The organism is Natronosalvus caseinilyticus (assembly GCF_017357105.1).
In the GTDB taxonomy this organism is placed as follows: Archaea; Halobacteriota; Halobacteria; order Halobacteriales; family Natrialbaceae; genus Natronosalvus; species Natronosalvus caseinilyticus.
Genome location: NZ_CP071596.1, coordinates 2,540,106 through 2,561,928, shown reverse-complemented (window position 1 = coordinate 2,561,928; position 21,823 = coordinate 2,540,106). Strand labels below are relative to the sequence as shown.

22 protein-coding genes and 1 tRNA gene are annotated in these 21,823 nt (G+C 64.6%); 12 read left to right on the top strand and 11 right to left on the bottom strand.

Annotated elements, in window-relative coordinates; translation table 11 throughout:
- Positions 1–157 precede the first annotated feature (157 nt).
- Together J1N60_RS12265 and J1N60_RS12260 are read right to left on the bottom strand one after the other, a co-directional pair.
- Positions 158–433 carry a DUF7410 domain-containing protein gene (locus J1N60_RS12265; protein ID WP_312907784.1) on the bottom strand — a complete coding sequence of 92 codons (276 nt, stop codon included), beginning with the start codon at positions 431–433 and terminating at the stop codon, positions 158–160.
- 8 nt (positions 434–441) lie between these two features.
- Positions 442–687: a DUF6684 family protein gene (locus tag J1N60_RS12260; RefSeq protein ID WP_312907782.1), complete on the bottom strand. Its 246-nt coding sequence runs from the start codon at positions 685–687 to the stop codon at positions 442–444.
- Positions 688–818: 131 nt separating this feature from the next.
- Here J1N60_RS12260 and J1N60_RS12255 point away from each other — a divergent pair, with 131 nt between their 5' ends.
- Positions 819–1,379: a metal-dependent hydrolase gene (locus J1N60_RS12255; protein WP_312907780.1), complete on the top strand. Its 561-nt coding sequence runs from the start codon at positions 819–821 to the stop codon at positions 1,377–1,379.
- A gap of 92 nt (positions 1,380–1,471) precedes the next feature.
- Positions 1,472–1,687: a DUF8142 family protein gene (locus J1N60_RS12250; protein WP_312907779.1), complete on the top strand. Its 216-nt coding sequence runs from the start codon at positions 1,472–1,474 to the stop codon at positions 1,685–1,687.
- 4 nt (positions 1,688–1,691) lie between these two features.
- On the opposite strand, the gene coxB is transcribed toward J1N60_RS12250, so the two are convergent.
- Positions 1,692–2,465 (bottom strand): cytochrome c oxidase subunit II, encoded by a 774-nt coding sequence (coxB, locus tag J1N60_RS12245; protein ID WP_312907778.1) that lies wholly within the window; start codon positions 2,463–2,465, stop codon positions 1,692–1,694.
- Between the two features lie 220 nt (positions 2,466–2,685).
- Between coxB and J1N60_RS12240 the strand changes: the two genes are divergently transcribed.
- Entirely contained in the window at positions 2,686–4,956 is a 2,271-nt protein-coding gene (locus J1N60_RS12240; protein WP_312912584.1) for a DUF6789 family protein, read from the top strand.
- Positions 4,957–4,958: 2 nt separating this feature from the next.
- Complete coding sequence (locus J1N60_RS12235) at positions 4,959–5,705, top strand: hypothetical protein (RefSeq protein ID WP_312907777.1); 747 nt, start codon at positions 4,959–4,961, stop codon at positions 5,703–5,705.
- Between the two features lies 1 nt (position 5,706).
- Here the strand turns inward: J1N60_RS12235 and J1N60_RS12230 are convergent, their stop codons facing one another.
- Positions 5,707–6,705 carry a cytochrome c oxidase subunit 3 gene (locus J1N60_RS12230; RefSeq protein WP_312907776.1) on the bottom strand — a complete coding sequence of 333 codons (999 nt, stop codon included), beginning with the start codon at positions 6,703–6,705 and terminating at the stop codon, positions 5,707–5,709.
- Between the two features lie 84 nt (positions 6,706–6,789).
- Complete coding sequence (locus J1N60_RS12225) at positions 6,790–8,001, bottom strand: AI-2E family transporter (RefSeq protein ID WP_312907774.1); 1,212 nt, start codon at positions 7,999–8,001, stop codon at positions 6,790–6,792.
- Positions 8,002–8,133: 132 nt separating this feature from the next.
- Here J1N60_RS12225 and J1N60_RS12220 point away from each other — a divergent pair, with 132 nt between their 5' ends.
- A complete protein-coding gene (locus tag J1N60_RS12220) occupies positions 8,134–8,556 on the top strand; it encodes a universal stress protein (RefSeq protein ID WP_312907773.1) in 423 nt (140 codons plus the stop codon).
- A 65-nt stretch (positions 8,557–8,621) separates the two neighbouring features.
- Here the strand turns inward: J1N60_RS12220 and trxA are convergent, their stop codons facing one another.
- Positions 8,622–9,047, bottom strand: coding sequence for a thioredoxin (gene trxA / locus J1N60_RS12215; RefSeq protein ID WP_312907772.1), 426 nt, complete (start codon positions 9,045–9,047; stop codon positions 8,622–8,624).
- Between the two features lie 62 nt (positions 9,048–9,109).
- Positions 9,110–10,003 carry a hypothetical protein gene (locus J1N60_RS12210; RefSeq protein ID WP_312907771.1) on the bottom strand — a complete coding sequence of 298 codons (894 nt, stop codon included), beginning with the start codon at positions 10,001–10,003 and terminating at the stop codon, positions 9,110–9,112.
- Positions 10,004–10,242: 239 nt separating this feature from the next.
- Here J1N60_RS12210 and J1N60_RS12205 point away from each other — a divergent pair, with 239 nt between their 5' ends.
- On the top strand, positions 10,243–11,577 hold the full coding sequence (locus tag J1N60_RS12205) for an aminotransferase class I/II-fold pyridoxal phosphate-dependent enzyme (RefSeq protein ID WP_312907770.1): 1,335 nt from the start codon (positions 10,243–10,245) through the stop codon (positions 11,575–11,577).
- Between the two features lie 85 nt (positions 11,578–11,662).
- Here J1N60_RS12205 and J1N60_RS12200 read toward each other — a convergent pair whose 3' ends face one another.
- Positions 11,663–13,285: a replication factor C large subunit gene (locus tag J1N60_RS12200; RefSeq protein ID WP_312907768.1), complete on the bottom strand. Its 1,623-nt coding sequence runs from the start codon at positions 13,283–13,285 to the stop codon at positions 11,663–11,665.
- A gap of 357 nt (positions 13,286–13,642) precedes the next feature.
- On the opposite strand from J1N60_RS12200, the gene J1N60_RS12195 reads away from it, so the two are divergent.
- The 3 genes from J1N60_RS12195 to J1N60_RS12185 all read left to right on the top strand — a co-directional run bounded on the left by J1N60_RS12195 (position 13,643) and on the right by J1N60_RS12185 (position 16,842).
- Positions 13,643–15,235, top strand: a complete 1,593-nt coding sequence (locus J1N60_RS12195) for an outer membrane protein assembly factor BamB family protein (protein WP_312907766.1) — start codon at positions 13,643–13,645, stop codon at positions 15,233–15,235.
- A 161-nt stretch (positions 15,236–15,396) separates the two neighbouring features.
- Positions 15,397–16,011 carry a GNAT family N-acetyltransferase gene (locus J1N60_RS12190; RefSeq protein ID WP_312907764.1) on the top strand — a complete coding sequence of 205 codons (615 nt, stop codon included), beginning with the start codon at positions 15,397–15,399 and terminating at the stop codon, positions 16,009–16,011.
- A gap of 150 nt (positions 16,012–16,161) precedes the next feature.
- Entirely contained in the window at positions 16,162–16,842 is a 681-nt protein-coding gene (locus J1N60_RS12185; protein ID WP_312907762.1) for a DUF7978 family protein, read from the top strand.
- Positions 16,843–16,848: 6 nt separating this feature from the next.
- Here the strand turns inward: J1N60_RS12185 and J1N60_RS12180 are convergent, their stop codons facing one another.
- Both J1N60_RS12180 and J1N60_RS12175 read right to left on the bottom strand, forming a co-directional pair.
- A complete protein-coding gene (locus J1N60_RS12180) occupies positions 16,849–17,397 on the bottom strand; it encodes a GNAT family N-acetyltransferase (RefSeq protein WP_312907760.1) in 549 nt (182 codons plus the stop codon).
- Between the two features lie 22 nt (positions 17,398–17,419).
- Positions 17,420–17,635, bottom strand: a complete 216-nt coding sequence (locus J1N60_RS12175; RefSeq protein WP_312907758.1) for a hypothetical protein — start codon at positions 17,633–17,635, stop codon at positions 17,420–17,422.
- 460 nt (positions 17,636–18,095) lie between these two features.
- On the opposite strand from J1N60_RS12175, the gene J1N60_RS12170 reads away from it, so the two are divergent.
- The gene (locus J1N60_RS12170) at positions 18,096–19,526 is read left to right on the top strand and encodes an APC family permease (RefSeq protein ID WP_312907757.1); all 1,431 of its coding nucleotides are present in this window, start codon (positions 18,096–18,098) and stop codon (positions 19,524–19,526) included.
- Position 19,527: 1 nt separating this feature from the next.
- Entirely contained in the window at positions 19,528–20,259 is a 732-nt protein-coding gene (locus J1N60_RS12165) for a universal stress protein (protein ID WP_312907756.1), read from the top strand.
- A gap of 223 nt (positions 20,260–20,482) precedes the next feature.
- Here J1N60_RS12165 and J1N60_RS12160 read toward each other — a convergent pair.
- Positions 20,483–20,567 (bottom strand) — tRNA-Ser (locus tag J1N60_RS12160).
- Positions 20,568–20,872: 305 nt separating this feature from the next.
- Here J1N60_RS12160 and J1N60_RS12155 point away from each other — a divergent pair.
- Positions 20,873–21,823, top strand: a complete 951-nt coding sequence (locus J1N60_RS12155; protein WP_312907755.1) for an AAA family ATPase — start codon at positions 20,873–20,875, stop codon at positions 21,821–21,823.

Below are 21,823 nucleotides of genomic sequence, written 5' to 3'. Positions count from 1 at the left end.
TTCACCCGACACGTGTTTTATCACTTCGCTCGATGACGAATTCCCATGTCCGAAAAAGCACTCTTCGGGTTGTTTCTCGCCGTCGTAGTCGTCTTGCTCTTCGTGACGGGCATCGTCCTCATCACGTTCTGAGGGCGGGTCCCCCGCGCGACCCCGCTCACGCGACGATCGCGTACGCGAACAGGAATCCGAAGTACGTCACCACGAACACGATCAGTGCACCTAGCACGTAGCGTCTGTGAGCGCCGCGTTCCGCCGCTGCGACCGTCGCATACGCTTCGCGCTCTCGAGCGGTGAGTCGATCCGGGTGCTCGAGGCCCCGGTGGAGCAGGCGACGCTCCTCGGTCGTGAACGGACGGCCGCAGTCCGGACAGCGTGAGGCTGCAGCCGTCGGTTCGCTCCAGGTCGGTTCGTCGTCGGAATCTGCGATCATACTCGGTGTCACCGCTCGGGTGTCGCTTCCTGAAACCGCACGGCGACGACGTACGTGACCAGAAACAGCGTTCCCACGAGCGAGAAGATGAGCCCGTAGACGACGGCCAGCGACAGCAGGTCCCACCCCCACGGGCGCTCGAGGAGCAACCACCCGGCGAAGAACAGCAGCACGCCGAGGGGTACGAGGTTTCCCGATATATCTCGAATCGACTCCCTGGAGAGGCCGAGCGTCGGCATGGTCCGTCGATGCACACCGCCAACGATGATAAAGGAGTGGGTAAAATTCGTCGGGAAGGAGCCGCCTCCGATCGTATCGAAGCGGTGGGACGACCGGCTATCCGGGCGAGTGGGTGAATATTATACTCTACACGTTATAGGGGCAGATGGTGGAGCCAATCGGTCACGGTGCGATGGCACTGTTGTTCGCCGTTCCCGCCTGGATCCTGTGGGGTCGTCGACCGGCGCTAACGTTCGCCGCGCTCACACAGGTCACGGCGTTGCTTCCGGACGTCGACCTCCTGTTCGACTCCTATTTTTCACATCCTCAACTCCAACACCACGGGTTGACACACACCGTTCCGTTCGTCCTGGTGGTCGGTCTCGTCTTCGGGGCCGTGGCCGCACGGACACTCACGGGGGCGTTGAACGCTCATCGATTGATTCGAAGCGACTCGATTGCTCCCGAGACGACGTTCGTCTTCGCAACGAGCGCGTTCTGGGCTGGCGGCCTCAGTCACATCTTCGTCGACCTGCTCTCGTCGGCGCCGCATGCGGCGATGGAACCCTTCTGGCCGGTCTACAGCGGGGAAATCGTCATCAACGTCGTCGCGTACGATTCGACGCCGGTGAACGTGGGACTGGTCGTCGTCGCGCTGGTAACCCACGTAGCGCTGTACCGCGCCGAGCGCTACCCCTACGAAACTCGGTGGAGCGTCGGGTCGTAGTCGTTCGCCTACTCGCCGTGATTTTCTCGAGTGCGCCCCGAGGTCGCTCACTGGGGATATTTGTCCCTCGGGAGTGTCGAACCCGTATCCGTATGCGCGCTCGCGGAGGCTCACCGTCCGAGGATATCGACCGACAGCAGGCCGCTATCGCCGTCGCCCCGCTGGTAGCCGTCGGTCTCTTCGCGATATTGCTGGTGGTACTCTGGGGAGCGAACTACCTCTGGGGGTTCGTCGTCGCACTTCCCGTCTCGTTTTTCATCGCGCTCGTCTGGATCGCCTTCCGGTCTCGACCCGCATCCTCGAGTTAGTCCACTAGTCTCTGGCCGCCGGTGCGTCAGTCACGTTTTCCTCGCCTTCGTGGTTCACGAGCCACGTCTGGTACGTTTCTTCGTCGACGACGACGATCGTCGCCCGCATGTGTGCGTGCTGGGCACCACAGAACTCCGTGCACTGGACCTGGTAGGTGCCGGGTTCGTAGACATTGGTCCGAACGGCGCTCTCCTGTTCGGGGAAGACGTCCTGACGCAGACCCAGACCGGGAACGGCAAAGCTGTGGATGACGTCCCTCGAGGTCATGACGAACGCGACGTCGCGATCCGCGGGCACGACGATCACGTCCTGGGTCGTCACGTTCGCCTCCGGATAGGTGGCCTGCCAGCCCCACTGGTAAGCCACGATTTCGACGACCATGTCGTCCTCGGCGACCTCGACTGGATTGTCGCCAGTCCCGGCCAGATCCTCGTCGGAGAGGACGCCCGGCGACAGGTACGGACTGGCAAGTACCGCGTACGAGGAGACCCCGACGAACAGCAGGATGACCGCCGTCGCGACCGTCCAGGTGATCTCGAGGGCTGGGTCCTCCGCGGTCGGCCGAGGATCCTCGTTGTCCCGAAAGCGGACGACGGCGTACGAGAGGATAACCATGACGAACAGCGTCAGCGGGAGTGCGACGTACAGCAACTGGACGTAGAGGCCGTCGATGAGGTCGCGGTTGGCCGACTGAGCGGCGACTGGCATCGTCGTGGCGACCACTCCTGCCGCCACGACGATCAGCCACCGGACGAGACGGACGTACCGACCCTCCATCCCGGCAATCGACCACGCTCGAGACCAAATAACTACCACGGTGGCGTCAGCGTAGCGAGAGGTTGCGTCGGCAGGGTTTCATTACGAAGTTCGTGGTAGCGTGGTGAGATCGACGCATGAGGAGTCGTCCGAACGTCGAGGCCCAGGTGCGTATTTTGTGCTCGAGCGGCCGCTCGAGGACCCTCGCGAGGGTAGCGTCACCCGGGAGGTCCCCACCATGATGCCCGACCCCGCCCTCTTACGTGTCAGCCTCTTCGTCGCAATTCTCCTCGGCTGTCTCGTTATCGCTCACCGTGCGAGCCGACACGGCGCCCGCCCGGACGGCGGAACGCACGTCCGTCGGGATCTGACGGTCGACATCGCCAGCGTTCGGGCCGGCCTCGAGCGCTGGACGACGACTACCAACCACCGCGAGATCGGTCTGCTGTACATCGCGTTCGGTACCCTGGCCGGCATCTGGGGTGGCATCGACGGAATGATGATGCGGACGGAGCTGCTCGTCCCCGCTGCGTCGGTCTGGAACGAGCCGACGTACAACGAGCTGTTTACGGCCCACGGCATCACGATGCTGTTTTTCTTCGTGACACCCATCTTCTTCGGCATTGGGAACTACTTCCTGCCGCTCTTGCTGGGGGCCGACGACATGGCGTTCCCTCGACTCAACGCCATCGGGTTCTGGATGCTCCCGCCGGCGCTCCTGCTGGCTCGAGCGGGGCTCATCTCGGAGGTGACGGCGAAGATTCTCGGGTCCCTGTTCGGCGAGAACGCACTCGTCAACTTCTTCGGGGCGCTGAGCGAACCCGGCCTGGGGTGGACGCTGTACGTGCCGCTGTCGGTCCAGACGGCGAATCCGCAGATCGACCTCCTCCTCCTGGGGCTCCATCTGAGTGGCATCGCAACGACGCTCGCGGCGATCAACTTCATCGTCACCATCTTCTACGAACGCGCTGGGGACGTCACCTGGGCGCGCCTGGACATCTTCTCGTGGACGATTCTCACGACCAGTGCGCTCGTCGTCTTCGCGTTCCCGCTGCTGGGGAGTGCCATCGTCCTGTTGTTGCTCGACCGGAACGTGGGCACGACCTTCTACGCGGTCGAGGGTGGCGGGCCGTTGCTCTGGCAACACCTCTTCTGGTTCTTCGGCCACCCGGAGGTGTACATCATCTTCCTCCCCGCGGCGGGCCTGATGAGCCTCATCTTGCCGAAGTTCTGCGGACGGACACTCTTTGGCTACCAGTTCGTCGTCTACTCGACGCTGGCCATCGGCGTCCTCAGCTTCGGCGTGTGGGCCCACCACATGTTCGTCACGGGGATGGATCCCCGCCTCCGCGCCGGGTTCATGGTCACGACCATCGCTATCGCCGTCCCGAGCGCGATCAAGGTGTTCAACTGGATGACGACCATCTGGGACGGGACCGTCCGCCTGACGGCACCGATGATCCTCTGTGTCGCCTCAATCCTTACATTCGTCATCGCCGGCGTCACGGGTATCTTCCTCGCCGTGGTCCCCATCAACGTCACCTACCACGGGACCTACTACGTCGTCGGCCACTTCCACCTGATCGTTATGGGCATCATCCCGTTCATGATGTTCGCCGCGAGCTACTACTGGTACCCCATCATCACCGACCGGTTGTTCGACCGACGGCTGGCCCGCTTCCAGGCGACCCTGCTCGTGGTCGGTTCGACGACCACCTTCACCGTCCTCGTGATCCTCGGCGTGCTCGAACTTCCCCGTCGCTACGCCGACTACCCACCGGCCTACGCGCCCCTCCAGCAGGTCGCCACGATCGGCGCCTACCTGATCGGCATCAGCGTCCTGCTGTGGCTCTACAACATGCTCTGGTCGTACTGGGCCGGCCCGCCGGTCGACGACGCCGACGTCTGGAACCTCAAGCGAACCGAGCAGTTCACCCGCGAGTGGCAGTGGTTCGAGCGCCGCCTCGAGGACGATTACGGGATCAAACCGAGCGAACCGGCGACCACGAGACCGGCGTCGACGACCGACCCAACGATCGGCAGTCCATCGATCTCGAGGCAAATCCGTCCGCTGGTGGGATCGGTCACCGAGAACGTGTTCGTCGGGGCCGTCGCGGGACTGGTCGGGACCCTCCTGATGACCGCCGTGCTGGCCGTGGGCGTCGCCATCGGCGTCTTTCACCTGCAGGCGTTCATCGAACTCGCCGCCCTGATCGGCGCTCCTGAGCGTGCGTCCGTCGGATACGCGCTGTTCGTTCTGGCCGGGTCGACCGTCTGGCCCCTGTTGTTTCTCACCATCGCCCGATACCTTCCCGGTCGGACGCCCATCGCTCGCGGCCTCTCGTTCGCAACCATCGTTACCTCGGGGTTCCTGCTCGCGTTCTACACCGGTCAGGCTGGGCTCGCCCTCGTCGGCTACGTCGGCCTCTCGATACTCGCCCACTGGGCCTACGGCGTCGGCCTGGGTGCCGCGCTCGACTACGCCACGTACAGGTGGGACGTGGAGGTGTGACGATGGTGGCTCGAGACGATCGATCGACGCGTGAAACGGACGCCGAGAACGGAAACGGGAGCCGGGACGAGGAGTCCCGACTCTTCTCGTACGCGCTCCCGTTTCTCGCCGCGCTCTTTCTCGCGCTGGGGATCGCGGGGACCGTCCTCGGCGGCTGGTCCATCGTCCAGCCCGCGATCGGCGGCTGTGGGGATCCCGTCATCGGCGTGTCGACGCCCGAGGAAACCGAGCAGCGACTCTCGGAGGCCGGCCCAGTCGTCGAGACGCTCGAGTTCGAGTCGCTGACCGAGGCCGAACGGCGCGCCGTTCTCGAGGCGTTCGACGATCCCCACCGGGAAGGAACCGTCGAGGGATCGTTCGACCACCACGAGGCGTTCGACCGTGGCGTCGTGATCAGCGGCGGCGAGGTCGGCGAAGCGCGGTACGCGACCCTCCGCTCCGAGAGTCGGTGTCTCGGCGTCGACCCGGTCGCCCTCCCGCTTGGGCTCATCTCGTTGCTCGTCGGCGTCGGCGCGTTCACGCTCGTCGGCGTCGAGAACTATCCGTGGGAGTTCCGGTGGTCGCCCGCTCGAGAACGAACGCGGGAGGACGGGCGGTCTCGAGACAGTGAAGATGGCGATGACGACGAAGGCCGCAAAGGCAGCGAAGACGGCGAAGTTGGCGAAGACATCGAAAACGACCGCGGTCGAAACGATGACGAGGTGAGCCGAAACGCCGACGAGCGACGTTGGGACCGACGCGAGCGCTGACTCACACCGAAACGACCGCTCCGACGTACAGCGTGGCCACGAGGAAGAGCCAGACCGCGTCGACGAAGTGCCAGTACAACCCAACGGTCGCGACGGACGTGTCGCGTTCTGGGCCGTACTGACCCTGCGCGCCGCGAACGAAGACGATCGAGAGCAACACGACGCCGAGGGCGACGTGGAGCCCGTGGAGGGCGGTCAACCCGTAGAACGCGCTTGCGAACACGCCGTCGGTGATCGAGAACCCCTCGTGGACGAGGAACTCGTAGTACTCGAGTGCCTGGCCGGCGAGGAAGACGACGCCCAGGAGGACGGTCAGACCGAGAAGGCCGAGGAACGCTCGACTTCGTCCGCGCTCGAGGAAGCCGTGTGCGACGTGAAACGTGACGCTGCTGACGAGCAGGAGCGTGGTGTTGACCGCGACGAGGGAACCGAGCAGCGGCGGGAGATCGGCGGGGGGCCACGTTCCGACGCGGACGAACGCGTAGTATATGAAGCCGGCGCCGAAGGTGCCGAGGTCGGTCGCGAGAAAGAGGATCATGGTGGTGACGTAGGCGCGTCGCGCCTCCGGGTCGGCTACGGAACGGTCCTGATGACGGAGGAACGCCTGTCGGAGCCAGCCGAATAGCCCGGTTATCAGGAGTCCGCCGCCGAGGACTGCGACCGCGAGACCGAGGAGAGCCGGGACGGTCCCGACGCCGAACGCCAGGGCGAGAAATGCGAATCCGACGTACAGCGTGGCTGCGCCCGCGGCGCTCACGATGGGCCAGCCGCTGCGATGGTGGGTATGGTCGTGATCGTTCCCCCCACCGGACGCGTCGGGGGCGTTCGGGGGGTCCGATCGGGTGTGTGGCGGCGGTGTTGACGAGATGTGGATCACCTGCTGGGCTCGAACGTGGCGTCGCGTTCGCTGGATTCGAACGGTGCCGCGTTCGCTTGGTTCGTTTGACGCCGCGCTCGTTGTGCTCGAGCGACCCTGTGTTCGAGCAACGGAGGTATCCACCCGACCCAGTCCCAAGTAACTAGCAGCCAGTCGGTTCGTGTGAGTATCTCGCGCGTTTCTATAGCCGACCGGTCGACCGGATCGTTACTGGCGATCGGATGACCCATCGCTCGAGACGGCTGGTTCGGCCCCGGATCGTCCGGCCTCGGCTGGTTCGGCCTCAGTTCGTTCCGCCTTTGCGGCCTCGAGACGTTCGCCACGGTACTCGGTGAGCCGGGCCTGTCGAACTCCTGGCGGATGGCCGGTGAGGACGTACGGGAGGAGGATGGAGACGGCGTTGATCACGAGGATCAGCAGGATGGGGGCGAGGAACAGTCCGTAGAAGCCGAAGACGAGCGGTCCGACGATGTAGGAGACCAGGAGCATGCCCGTGTGGGTTTGCTTGCCGCTGATGTGCGCCCGGATGAAGAAGTCGGGGATGAAGTCGACGACGACCGCGCTAACGGCCGCCAACGCGCCAACCGGGACGAGCAGCGAGAGGTCGCCGGTCGCCCACGCGTTCGCCGCGAGGAGGACGATGACGGGGACGTAGACGAGTTTGATGCCGACGACCGGAATGAGGCTCCCGATGCCGGTGAGCGCGCCGATCAGCGCCGGAAACGGAACGTCGACCGCAGCGGGGGCAAAGAAATTGTACGTGTAGAACGTCACGACGCCGACGATGGCCGTGACGAACACGTTCACGATGTTGCCAAAGAGCGTCATCGAAAGTTCGGGGTCCACGGCGCGTGCGTATGCACGCAGGACGCCCGACTCGTCGTAGGTCTCGAGTAACCACGAGACGAATCGCGGCCCGTCGATGAGCATGTAGTACGCCAGCGTGACCATGATGATCAACTGGACGACCGCGCCGCTGACGACGCTGACCGTCCCCGCGAGGCTCAACACCACGACGCCGAGGGAGGCCTGCGAGGAAATATCCGTGACGATGTTTCGAATCTCGTCGAGGTCGAGGCCGGTCACGTCGATCTCCGCGATCACCTCGTTGAGAAACCGATCCTGCACGCCGTAAGCCTCGAGCAACGTCTGGGTTTCGATGACGATGATCGCGATCGTGTAGGTGATGAGCACGAGGAACGGCACGCCGAACAGCACGAGCGCGAGGATCGCCCGCGGCCGTCGCGGGAGGTTGAACCGCTCGAGAGTGCGGTAGATCGGGCGCACGGCGTAGTAGAGGAAGACCGCGAAGACGAGGACGCCGAGAAACGAGAGGGCGACGTGGGCGACCACCAACAGCAAGGCGGCGACGATCGATCCGACGGCGATCCGACGGCCGAGTACGCGGTCGCGTTGCATTGTCCCATGCTACGACAGGCGAGTATTTCACTCCACTGGCAGGTAGCGCTGTTTGCCCACTAACCGGACGCGAGACCTCGCTACCGAACACCAGTGGTGGCTTTACGGTTCCCTCCGTCGAATCGAACCAGTATGGCACGCTCGATTCTCGTCCCCCACGACGGATCCTCGCACGCACAGGCGGCCCTCGAGTACGCCCTCGAAACCTTTCCGGACGCCTCGATCGTCCTGTTTCACGCGATCGATCCATTCGAGGTGGCCCCGACCGAGGAACAGCTTTCGCCCCTGACCGACGCCTGGCTCGCCGACCAGGAGTCGGAGGCCGCCGATCTCTTCGCCGAAGCGACGGCAGCGCTCGAGGGCGACGCGTCGATCGAGACCGCGACCGCCGTCGGGTCGCCAGCCCAGTCGATCGTGGCCCACGTCGAGGACGCGGACGCCGACCAGATCGTCATGGGCAGTCGCGGACGCGGTGGCGCGGCCGGTCTACAGATGGGGAGTACGGCGGAGATCGTGGTCAAACGAGCGAACGTTCCGGTGACGGTCGTTCGATAGTCGCCGAGTCTGCCGCCCGCCTGGGACGGGAGTCCTTGAACCCGACCAGAGCTACTCGAGCAGGACTACTCGAGCAGCCCTCGTAACGTCGATTCGTCCTGCATCCCGACCAGCTGTTTGGCGGGCTGGCCGTTCTCGAAGAGGATCAGCGTTGGAAGCCCGCGGACGCCGTACTGCTGGGCGACTCCCGGAAGCGCTTCGGTATCGACTTTCGCGATCGTCCCCGGCGTTTCGGTGGCGAGTCGGTCGAGGACGGGCGCGAGCATCTGACAGGGACCACACCAGTCGGCGTAGAAGTCGACCAGCACACGATCGTGCTCTTGGAGCACCTGTTCGAAGTGCGACTGGCTCTCGACGGCGATCGGCTGGTCCGGACTCGACGCGCGCTGGTGGTCCTGCTCGGCTTTCGTCTTCAGTTGCTCGATCTTGCGTTCGCGTATGCGCTCGAGTTCGTCGTCTCCCTCCGGATTCGTCTCGTCGTCGGTGCTCATACGTCTCGCTCGTTCGCCGCGTCGAAAACGATTTCGCTGTGCTCGAGATGCTGAGGCGCTCGTCAGAACGGGAGTTTCGAACGGAGCCAGCCTAGGAAGCCGCTCGAGTCCTCGCTCTCGCCTCCGTCGTCCGTCGGAACGAGGTCCGTCTCTTCCGATTCGGCGTCAGAGACGACGAGTGCGGACTCCTCGCCTGATACCGACTCCTCGTCCGACGCGGACGACTCGAGGGAGTAGTCGACGCGTCCGGCTCGAGCGGCGGTGTCGGATTCGGGGGCACGTTCGTCGGTGTCACTGCCGTCGCCGCCGTCGTCGCCAGCCTCACTGACAGCACTCTCCGATTCGTCGACCGAGTCTGCCACCCGATCAGGCTCGTCTCCGTCCTCGTCCATGGTCTCGTCGTCGAACCTGGGTTCGGGTTCGGATTCGGATTCGGGTATGGACTCGGGATCAGGTTCGGCGACAGATTCAGATTCGGACTCGGAATTGGAATCGCCCTCGACTTCAGCCGCTCCCTGGACCGAATCAGCCTCCGTCGCTCCCGAATCACCGTCGCCCGCGGAAGACGAGTTGTCACCGCTATCGACCCAGAGAAATTCGTCGGATCGCGTCCGGCCGGTGAGCAACAGGTCGTCGAGCGCGCCCTCGTCGACCAGCTCGTCGTCAACGTCGTAATCGGGCTCGTCGTCAACGTCCGCGCTCGCGATGATCTCCTCGGGGCTCTCGTCCTCGAGAACCTCGTCCATTCCGGAGTCGGCGGCGGCCTCGTCGCGAAGCTGACTGAAGAGGTCGGCGGCAGTCACGTCCTCGACGTCGTCACCGTGTGCCGTCTCGCCGGGATCAACCGGCTCCTCGTCGGCCGAGTCGTCTTCGATCTCCCCGAAGAGCTCGTCCATGCTCGGACCGATATCGAAATCCCCCTCCCTCGATTTTTCATCGGTCGTACTATCGGTCATGTGCTCTTCTGTCCGAATAGATTATCAATCGGCATTAAGCTTTGGAATATTAACAGTCACTGAAGTGTGATATTCGATCCACGTTTCGAACGTCAGCGGTCGATTTCCGAAGTATACGTATCGCTACACGAGATGCGGAAACGGACGGGAAATCAAGGTACACAACGCAGTTGGCACACTCGACGGGCCGAATCGGGAATCGTGAGAGTAAAATCCGGTGGTCGTCACGGTTCAGGCAGATGGCAGACCGCGGGTTCGACCTCGAGGAGCAATTGACGTCCCAGGCCGGCGCGGACCGACGGTACTCGCTCGCGCCGACCGACCGAATCGATTCCCGCGGCTACGTCTCCGAGCCACCCAGGGGCGGCCTCCCGGTCCTCGAGGCCGACGAACTCCTCGTGTTCGGCTCGAACAACTACCTGGGGTTGACCGCGAACCAGCGGGTCCAGAACGCCGCGCGACAGGCCGCCGCCACCGTCGGGACCGGATCCGGCGGGAGCCGAATTGCGACCGGCGATACGATGGTCCACCACGATCTCGAGCGACTGCTCGCCGAGACCTTCGAGACGGATCGCGCGCTCGCGTTCTCTTCGGGCTACGCCGCGAACGTCGGGACGATCACCGCGCTCGATCCCGACGTCGTCTTCGTCGACGAGTACACCCACGTGAGCGCGTTCGACGGCTGTCGGCTCTCCGGGACCGAGGTCGTTCCGTACGGCCACTGTGATCCGGACGCCCTTCGCGAGGCGGTGGACGATGCTCTCGAGCGGCGGGCTATCGGCGAAGTAACGGCCGACGTCGACGCCAACACCGTCGCCGATGTCGACACCGATACCAAGGCCGACGCTGACGCCGACACCGTCGCCGACGCCAACGCCGAACCCGACGACGAATCCTGGCTCGTCGTCACCGATTCGGTCTTCAGCCAGGACGGGTGGGTCGCTCCGCTCGAGGAACTCTGCGACGTCGCCGACTCGGTCGGCGCCTGGGTCATGGTCGACGAGAGTCACGCGACCGGCCTCTACGTCCGCGGTGGGGGAATCGTCCAGGCCGAAGGCCTCGTCGACCGTGTCGACGTCCAGATGGGAGCGCTCTCGACGGCGCTCGCCAGCCAGGGCGGCTACGTCGCGGGCGACGACGCGTTAATCGAGTGGCTGGCCGCTCGTGCGCCACCGTTCGTCGAGTCGACGGGGCTGACCCCGATGGCGGCCGCGGCGGCGAGCGAGGCCCTCCACCTCTCGAAACACGGCGACCACCGCGAATCCCTCTGGGAGAACGTGACGCGTCTCCGCGACGGCCTGCTGACGATGGGATACGAGGTCGACGGCGATTCACAGATCCTCCCGGTCTACGTCGAGACGCGGGATATGGCCCGAGCTCTGGCGGACGATCTTCGCGACCGGGGCGTGATCGTTTCCGCTCCCGTTCGCCCGAATTCCGGAGGGCACGCGTCCAGGAACGCGGTTCGGGAAGGGTACGTCTACGCGCTCCCGACGGCCGCCCATACCCGCGATGATCTCGTTGCCTGCCTCGAGGCGTTTCGGGATGCCGGCGAGTCCCTCGACATTCTGTAGACGACTCGTCTCGTCGTCGAAGTCCACTTTCGACCTCGAGTGTCGTACTATCTCTCGAGAACCGCACACTCGGACGGTTTAGCGGCTAGAAAAAGTCGGACAGGCCCGACTGGCCGTCGTCGTCCTCGTCCGCCTCGTCCTCTTCGCTCTCGTCGACGTCCGACGCACCATCGTTGGCGTCCGCGTCGCTCGAGTCGCCAGCCGTCCCCGTCCCCATTCCCGACCTCGAAGTCGCCTCGCCGTCGGCGTCTGAACCCGAGGACCCCACGTCGAGGAGCGACGCGTTCGCCGAATCCGCGGATTCGTCGCTCGAGTCCACCTCGTTACTCGAACCGTCGTCGCTTCTGGCGTCCTCCCCACTCCTGGCGTCCAGGTCGCTCGAGTCCTCGGCGTCCGCGCTACCGAAAAACGCGGATCCGGAGTGCGAGACCGTCTCCTCGGCCTGGCGTTCGGCGGCGTCCTCGACGATCGACTCGACCTTGTTGGTGTCGGCGCCGCTCCCGGTGACGAACGAGACCTCCTTCTCGTCGAGGTCGTAGGCGGCCGTCATCTCGACGGTCAACTCCCGGTTTCGACAGAGGTGGGTCATGCTCGAGAGGAACGGCATGATCTCCCGACGGACGGTGCCAATGCTCGCGCCCTCCCGGTCGGCGATCCGCTGGGCGATGGCGTCGCGCCGATCCCGGGTCGCACGGGTTCGCCCGAGTTTCGACCAGTAACTCGGGGGGCCGTACCGGGTCCACCCGCCTTTGGGCTCGCGCCTCGAGGCGGCGACGCCGGCGGCGATATTGTCGGTCGCGTAGCGCCAGTACGAGTAGTCCTGGGTCGAGCGCACCCGGCCCAGCCAGCGGTCGGCGTTGCTCATGAACTCGTAGGCGTCGGCGAGTTCGCCGCCCGAGTAGTCCTTCGGCACGTTATCCTCGACCCAATTGAGCAGGTCGTCGGGCGTCTCGTCGGTGTCGTAGGCAGCCAGCAGGGCGCCGTGGGCGTCCTTCTCCTTGATGAGCGCGTCGAGGAAGTCGAAGATGCCTTCCGTGCTGTCGCGCTCGCCGGTCACGACGTCGTCGACCGTCAGGCGCTCGCTTCCCTCCGCGACCGCCTGCAGGTCGTTGACCGCGGACCGGAGGTCGCCGCTCGTCGCGTCGGCGATCTTGCGGAGGGCGTCGTCCTCGAACTCGATGCCCTCGCGGCGACAGATGTCTCGGAGGACGGGGACGATCGAGCGCGCCGAGACGTCGCGGAACTCGATGGTCTGGCAGTAGTTCCGAAGCGAGTTGCTCATGTCGTAGAACTCGTTGGCCACGAGAATGATCGGCTGGCTGGCCGACTTGACGACTCGCGTGACCTCTCGAGAGCCGCCGTAGTCGGCGTTGCCGTGGAAGTTGTCGGCCTCGTCGAGGATGACGAGGCGGCGACCGCCGCTGCCGCCGGTCAGCGTACCGCTCTTCGAGGCCTCGCCGGCGACACGCTTGATCACGTCGGCCTGGCGGTCGTCGCTGGCGTTGAGTTCCATCACCGGCCAGCCCATGTCGTTGGCCAGCGCGTGGGCGGCCGAGGTCTTCCCGATACCCGGACTGCCGTGGACGATGACGGGCTTTCGATGCTCGTCCCACGTCCTCGCCCACTCCTCGAGTTTGTTGCGGGCCTTGTCGTTTCCCCGTACCTCCGACAGCGTCGTCGGGCGGTACGTTTCCGTCCAGTCGCTCATTGTCGGAGGTAGGGACGAGTCGCGTTTAGTGGTTGCGGAGCGTCACCCTCGACGAGCGTCTTCAGTCGTGGCGAGACGTCACCTTCTCTCTACGCACGGCGCTCGAGACTCGAAGTGAACCTCGTTCCGAGGAATGACGACATTTGCAGGTGGTGCGACTGTCGGACCGGATTCTCGCCCGCTCGAAACCGCACGTTACGGCCCCTCGCCCGGCGGACGCTCCAAATATCGGACGATCGGTTGGTTGGTACAGGGAACAGTCTCTCGAGTGGTCTAGGGAACGATTACCATCGTTTCATCGCCGGAACTGAACTTACACGCAATATAAGCAAGAGGTCCGGTGGTGCCGAGGGTACTATGTCCCTCTGGCCCAGGCGGACCGTGATGGCTCTCGGCGCCTCGCTCGTCATCGGCAGTTTCCTCGGTGCGGCCGAAACGAGTAGCGGGGCGGATGCGAATTCGACGATCCCGATGGTGGTGACGCCTGCGGACGCCGATCACTGGGCGTCCTACCACGGCACCCCTGGAAACACCGCCGCCATCTCGGGCTCGAGTCGATTTCCAGCGCCCGAGATCGTCGCCTGGGAATACGACCAGGACGGCGACGTCGTCGTCGCCGACGGCACGGTCTACCTGCGGAAGGGGGACGGCGTCCACGCCCTCTCGGCCAGCGACGGGTCCCTCCGGTGGGCACGAGAGGACGTCGGCGCCGACGGAACACCTGCCGTCGTCGACGACACCGTCTACGTCACCGGCGACCGAGTGACGGCGCTCGATGCCGACAGCGGCGATACCGTCTGGTCGACGTCGTTCGGAACGGACGGACGGATTCCGAGCCCGACCGTCGTCGACGGGTCGATCTACGTCGTCGTCGACGGCGCCCTTCGCTCGCTCGACGCCAACGACGGGAGTCCCCGGTGGCGGCGAAGTGGGGTCGACCTCGAGCGACGGGACGCCGACGCGGCTACGTTCGCTTCGATTCCAGTCGCCGTCGCGAACGACCTCGTGTATGCCGCCGTTGGCGACGCCGGTTTCGTCGCGCTCGGCGCCGAATCGGGGGAGCCGGTGTGGGCCGTCCAGGAGGAGACTCCCTCGAGAGGCGAGGGACTTCCCTCAATCGTGGCGACCGAAGACCGCCTCTACGTGGCGTGGCTCGGCGACGGCGGCGACGGTGGCGTCGACGACGGAGACGACGAGGGCGTCGACGGTGACAGAAACGAGGGGGAGGAGGAAGAGGCGTGCCTGGTCCTCGACGCCGACGACGGAGCGGTCCTCGAGCGAGTCGAGTTGCGGTTCCCGCTCGCGGCGACCGACACCGTCAGAGTGAGCGCCGAGCGACACGGTGTCAACGCGTACAACTACGAAACCGACCACAGCTGGACCGTCGGCGGGTCGATAGACGCGTGGGGGCGGCCATCCATCGGCGGCCGGACGGTCGTCGTTCCGTACCACCCCACCGACGGAAGCCCCGCCCTCTTCGGGGTCGACATCGAGACGGGACTCGAGCAGTGGTCGTTCCCGCTGGCGGCCGTCGGACTCGAGGACCCTCACGAGGCGAGGTGGCCCGATTTTACGTATGTGATCGGTGACGGAACGGTATACCTGTCGGGGGAGGGAAGCCTCGTCGCGCTCGAGCCAGCGACGGAGGTTGGCGCGAACGAGGCCGGCGCGGACGAAGACGACGCGGTCGGTGCCGACACGATGGACGCCGACGAAGCGGGCGACGCCGACGATTCGTCGAGCGCCACCGAAAGCGACGACGAGACGCGCGAGGACGACACCGACGCCACCGCATTCGACCATACCGATCACGAGATGGACGTCGAGAACGACGCGTCAAACGAGGAAGACGGCGCACCCGGGTTCACCGTCAGTGCTGGACTGGTTAGCGGAGGACTCGTCCTCGAGTGGCTCCGCCGTCGAATACCCGCGAACGACTCGGAACAGTAGCCCTCGTCAGCTAGACCGCGCAGAGCTGTCCGCTGGAATCGACAGTCCTCGTCCTGAAACGTCGTGTACCTGACCAGGAACGTCGTGAACCATACCAGGAACGTCACGTACTCACATAACGCCCAAAGAGTGACGGTCCTCGTCGCGGAACGTCTCGCCGAATGTTCCCCGAGACGTTCGAAACCGATCGACTTCGGTTCGAACCGTTGACGACCGAGACGATCGCACCCCTCGAGCTGTACGAGTACACGAACCCGGACACTGACTTCGGGGCGGTCGCCACGCACCTCACGACCGACGTCCACGAGACGCCGAACGACGCCCGCGAGTACCTCTTCGAGTCCGAGAAGCGGTGGGACGAGGCCACGCGAGCGAACTGGGCGATCTACCCGCTCGAGGTCGAACCCGCCGCCGGGGTGTTCGCCGGCGTCGCCAGCCTCATCCCGCTCTGGGAGAAGCGGACCGCTCGCCTCGGCGTCTGGCTCCGCAAACCGTTCTGGGGACGCGGCTACTCGAGCGAGCGCGCCGCAGCGACCATCGCCGTCGCGTTCGACCGACTCGACCTCGAGGTGGTCTCGGTGGGCTACCTCGAGGGCAACGAGAAGTCGAAGCGAGCGATCGAGAAGTACGTCGAGCGCTACGGGGGGACGTACGACGGCGTGTTGCGAAACTGGGTGCCGCTCGACGGCGAGGTCCGCGACCTGCACCGGTACACGATCACCGCCGAGGCCTGGGAGACGAATCGTCCCGAGACGGCGTATACGATGCTCGAGTGAGGTGGTACTCGAGTGAACGTCGTTGCTCGGTGAGTGACGAGGACCGAGTGAATGACGCCGAAGGCACCAGCCAGGACGACCGAAAAGATCGACGAAGGACGAGGAAGCTTTAGGTCGCTCCCACAGACAGTACCCGTCTGAGAACTCGAGATGACGAACACGATACCGGACTCGAGCGTCGAGGCGTCGAGCGAGAACGACGCGGCCAGCGAGGTGAACGAGGCGAGTACGGACGAACCGGACGCGGCGAAGGACCTCCGTCCGTTGTTTCTGGGCGTGGTCGCCGGCGCACTCGCCTGGATCGCCGGTTACGCGGTCACCTACGGACTGGCTCGCGAGTCGATCCGCGCCGACCTCCGAACCGACGTCCTCGAGTCCGCCGCGGGCGAGACGCTCACCGCCGAACTGGTCGCCTGGACCTACCTGAACGCTCACGGGGTGGCGACCGAGGTGCCGCGGCGCGGGCTATTCAGGCTCCTACCGGCAGAGCAGAACGTCGTCCTCGACGGAAGCGGCGCCGAGTGGCTCCTCTTGCTGGTACCGCCGCTCGTCATCGCACTGGCCGGCGCGTACTGCGCATACGATCAACTCGAGCGCCTGGAGTCGATCACCGAAGCGGCGATCGACGGTGCGATGGTCGCCATCGGCTACCTCGCCGTCACGATCGTCGCCGTTCTCGTCTCGACGGTCGCGATCGAAGGGGCGGTGATCCGGCCCTCGCCGCTCGAGTCCATACTCGTCGCCGGCATCGGCTATCCGATCGTCTTCGGTGCGCTCGGGGCCGTCGCCCTCGTTCGGCTCCGCGCTCGCGGTGCCGTTCCAGCTTCGTGACCGCCGTTATTCTCCAAGCTCTCGAGCCACCATCTCGCCCCAGTGGGCGAACCCGTGGCGTTCGTAGAACGCCTGCGCCCGATCGTTCTCGCGATCGACATCGAGTACGAGTCGCTCGAGCGGCAGGTCCTGATCGCGGGCAATCGCGAGCGCTCGCTCCATCAACGCGTCGGCGACGCCGGTCCCGCGCGCGTCGGGAGCGACGTAGAGCTCGTTGAGGATCGCCGCGTCCCAGACGTACGCGAGCGACTCCGGGAGGACGAAGACGTAGCCGACGAGCGTCGAGGACCCGTCCCGCTCGTCTTCGAGCCCGTCCTCGTTTCCGACGGCAGCGACCGTCACCGTCTCTGACTCCTCGTCCAGGCAGCGCTCGACCCACTCGAGGTAGCCCTCGCGGTAGGCGTCGGTGAGCTTCGATTCGTACCGTTCGGCTTTGCCGCCGTCGCCCGTTCCCTCGCCGAGTCCCAGTTCGAACGCCCGTTTGAGCGCCCACAGCTCGCCCGCGTCGGTCGCCGGATCGTACGGTCGGATCGTCGGCTCGACGGTCGTGTCCATACCCGCCGATGGTCGCGAGGGGCTAAGGCTCGCCCGATTTGCCGACCTGGTGCGTTCGGCTGATCAGGCCCCACGGATCGAAGAGGTAGACGCCCGCCAGGCCGAGCGCCAGGACGACGACGAACAGGCGGGCGACTCCCGCCAGATCCGTTGGGATCGTCGGCTCGAGCGTAATCGCCATCACGCCCGCGACGCCGATCCACAGGACGGCGGTGATCGTTCGCTGACGACGGTTCATACTCGAGTATGGCCTCGAGACGTATTTCAAGGTCCCGTTTAGCACGCGCAATTCTTGATGGTCTCGTGTTCAGCGGCGTGCTCGAACGCGGAGGCGAACGCCCTGCCGATCTCCGTCGTATCGTCGAGCTCCCACCATCGAACGATCGGAATTGGGCTCGAGCGGTGTGCTCGAGTACCGACCCTCATACCTAATACTACAAATTCTTAAGTGTATTAATATAGAATACGTAGTGAATTTTGAGGCTGGCGTCGTCGAGAGGGGTATTCGAACAGCGTCGAGTTCCACTCCCAGGTTGTCGGTTTCCGCTCGCGGATGCAGGTATCACTACGCGGTACGCACGGCTTTCGGCGTTCACATCGTGATTCTCACCGACGACCGTAGTTGTTGCACCCCACGAACGACGTCGCCCAACCCGGCTCATCGCCGGTTTTATTTTACTGTTGAAAATAGCGCCACTATGGACAAACAGCCCGTCGACGTCGAGACGGCGGGGCAGAACGTCGCCGGTGAGGAGCCTGCAGCGGAGCCGGAAGCGGTCACCGACGACACGACGGTCCACGACGACGACGTCGAACTCGAGCGAACGATTGGATTGGTCGGCGGCCTGGCAATCGGAATCGGGACGATGATCGGAGCGGGGATTTTCGTGTTCCCCGGGTTGGCGGCGAGCAACGCGGGACTCGCTGCCACCGTCTCGTTTGGTATCGGCGGGCTGATTGCGTTGCTCGTAGCGCTTCCGACGTCCGAACTCGCCACGGCCATGCCCCGTAGCGGGGGCGGATACTACTTCATCTCGCGGGGGATGGGTACCGCCTACGGTGCAATCGTGGGTCTCGGACTCTGGTTGGGGTTAATGTTTGCCTCCGCGTTCTATCTCGTCGGCCTCGGTCACTACGCGAGCGCCGTGTTCGCCGAACTCGGCGTCGGGCTCCCGTTCAGCCCCGTCATCGGGATTGGATTACTGTTCGGCGCAGCGCTGACGGCGTTGAGTATCGGTGGCACAGAAAACACGGCCAAGCTGCAGAATATCGTCGTTGGGATTCTCCTCGTCGTCCTCACGGGATTTCTCTCGTATGGCGTCCTCGACGCTTTCGGGGTTTTCGGTCGGGCCAGCGCCCCGGAGCACTTCTTCTCGAGAGGCTACTTCCCGGTACTGACGACGGCTGCACTCGTGTTCACATCGTATCTGGGATTCGCTCAGGTTGCAACCGTTGCGGGTGAAATCAAGCGGCCGGGGCGAAATCTGCCGCTGGCGATGGTCGGGTCGGTGCTCGTCGTCACCGTGTTCTACGTCGTGACGATTTTCGTCGCGACCAGCGCGTTCGGAGCGGACCGGCTCGGCCAGTTCGGTGAGACGGCGATGGTCGAAGTGGCCCGCGAGTTCCTTGGACTACCCGGCGCGGTCGCTATCCTGGGTGCCGGACTGTTGGCGACGTTTTCGAGTGCGAACGCGTCGATTCTGAGCGCCTCCCGGGCAGTGTACGCATTGAGTCGGGATGCCTTGCTACCCCGAAAAGCGAGCGAGGTCAATCTCCGGTATGGGACTCCACACGTCGCGTTGCTGGCTGCCGGTGGTCCGATTCTCGCGCTCGTGGCGACCGGACAGGTCGAACTGCTCGCGGAGGTCGCGTCGTTTCTCCACCTGATCATGTACGGCCTGATGTGTGTCGCGCTGATCGTGTTGCGACGCCGGAATCCCGAGTGGTACTCGCCCAGCTACCGTGTCCCGGGGTATCCAGTGTTGCCTGGCGTCGGTGCGCTCGCCAGCTTCGGTCTGATCGCCTTCATGCAACCCGCGTCGATCGCCATCGGCATTGTGGTCATGGCCGTGACGTACCTGTGGTATCGTTATTACGCTGGAGACGTCAAACTCAAGGGAGACATCTGAAATGACGGACCGACCATCGATACTTGTTCCGATTCGCGTGCTCGAAGGAGAGTCGGTTCCGGAGGGAGTTCCCGGTCTCCTCGCGAACGCCCACGTCGTCTTGCTGGGATATCACGTCGTTCCCGAACAGACCGCACCGGGACAGGCACAGATGCAGTTCGAGGAGCGAGCCACGGCCCGTCTCGACGAATACGAGGCGATCTTCGAGGAGGCGGGAGCGATCGTCGAACGGCGACTCGTCTTCACGCACGACGGACAGAAGACGATCGACCGTACGATCCACGAGCACGACTGCATGGCTGTTCTCGTCCCGAACGCCACCGGGGCGGTTGACGATGTATTCGTCGCCGTCCGCGGGACCGTGGGGATCGACCGTCTCGCCCGCGTCGTCGCCGGCGTGTTCGGTGCGATGGACACCTCGATAACACTGTACCACGTCGTCGAGACGGAGGAAACGGACGAGGACATCGAGACACTTCTCGATGGAGTGGCCGATCGACTGGGAGAACTCGGTGTCGACGAGTCGAAGATCGAGACGCGAGTCGAGCGAGATCTGCGGCCTCTCGAGGCGATCGTCGACGCATCTGAAGCGTTCGATGCCGTCGTGATGGGTGAGACGGATCCGTCGCTCGTGACGTATGTGTTCGGTATGCCGGCCGACCAGGTTGCCGATCGGTTTCTCGGCCCCGTTCTCGTCGTCCAGCATGAACTTGCGAACGAAAGGGACGAGTGAGATAGCCGAATACCATAGACGAGGAGGATAGGTGTCTGACGGAGGACTGTGCAGAGAAGTGGCGACGAGATTGCCTCAGAGCACGGTAGTAGCAATCCTCGTGTAGTTGTGCAGAAGTACGGGTTTCGACGGACGTCGATATAGAATACGTAGCAACGCTCGAGGCTGGCGTCGTCGAGAGTGATCCAGACGCTCGCTACGCTCGTGAGATGGATCGTGAAAACGCCGAGAGGGAGATTTGAACTCCCGTGTCCGTGGGGACAGCAGATTTCGAATCTGCCGCCTTGGCCGGGCTAGGCTATCTCGGCTCACTCGTACGTAGCCGGGTGGTGATTTTAGCCGTTTCGGTTTCTCGCAGGCGCGGGGTCGGTTACCACGGTCGCGACCGGCCCGAGTTCAGGACCGGAACCAGCATCGAGACCGCTGTCTGGAGTCGTCGCCACCGGCCGAGCGCCACCTGATCGACCGTTCTCCTTCGAGTGCCATCTACTCGAGCCGCCGCCACCCCGAACACCCTACTGCTCACAACCACCCCGATCACCCCACTGCTCACCACCACCCCGAACGTGACAATAACAGAAGAAATATGGGTGACCCCCTCGAGTCCGACGCCATGGACGTCACTCAGGCCAGCGAAGAGTGCAACACGGTACTCGACGCAATCGGCAAGGCCGTCATCTGCGACCGTGAATTTCTCGAGACCGTCCTCCTCGGCGTCGTCGGACGCGGGCACGTCCTGCTCGAGGACGTCCCCGGCACGGGGAAGACCCTCACCGCCCGCAGCGTCGCGACCGCCCTCGGACTGTCGTTCTCGCGCATCCAGTTCACCCCGGACCTCCTCCCATCGGACGTGACCGGCACACACGTCTTCAACGAGCAGGACCGCGAGTTCGAGTTCAACGAAGGTCCCATCTTCGCGAACATCGTCCTCGCCGACGAGATCAACCGTGCGCCGCCGAAGACCCAGGCCGCGCTGCTCGAGGCGATGGAGGAGGGGCAGGTGACGACTGACGGCGAGACCCGACAGCTGCCACAGCCGTTCTTCGTCATCGCGACTCAGAACCCCGTGGAGCAGGAGGGGACGTTCCCCCTCCCAGAGGCGCAGGTCGATCGTTTCCTCGTGAAGACCTCGATGGGGTATCCCGACGAAGGTGGGGAGATCGAACTCCTCCAGCGGCGGGCGAATCGCGACGAGATGAGTCCCTCCATCGAGACGGTCTTCGAACCCGAACACGTCACCGCCCTCCGACAGGTTCCCGAGACCGTGACGGTTGACCAGGACCTCCTCGAGTACGTCGTCGCCCTGGCCCGACAGACCCGGACCGACGGCCGGGTCGAGGTCGGCGTCTCCCCCCGTGGGACCCAGCGCCTGTTCGAGGCCGCTCGCGCCTACGCGACCATCGCGGGCCGGGAGTACGTCACCCCGGACGACATCAAGCGCGTCGCGCACCCGGTGATGGCCCACCGCCTCGTGCTCACGCCCGACGCGACGGTCAACGAGGTCTCGAAGTCCCAGATCGTCGACGCGGTGCTGGATTCGGTGCCGGTTCCGACGCTCGAGTGA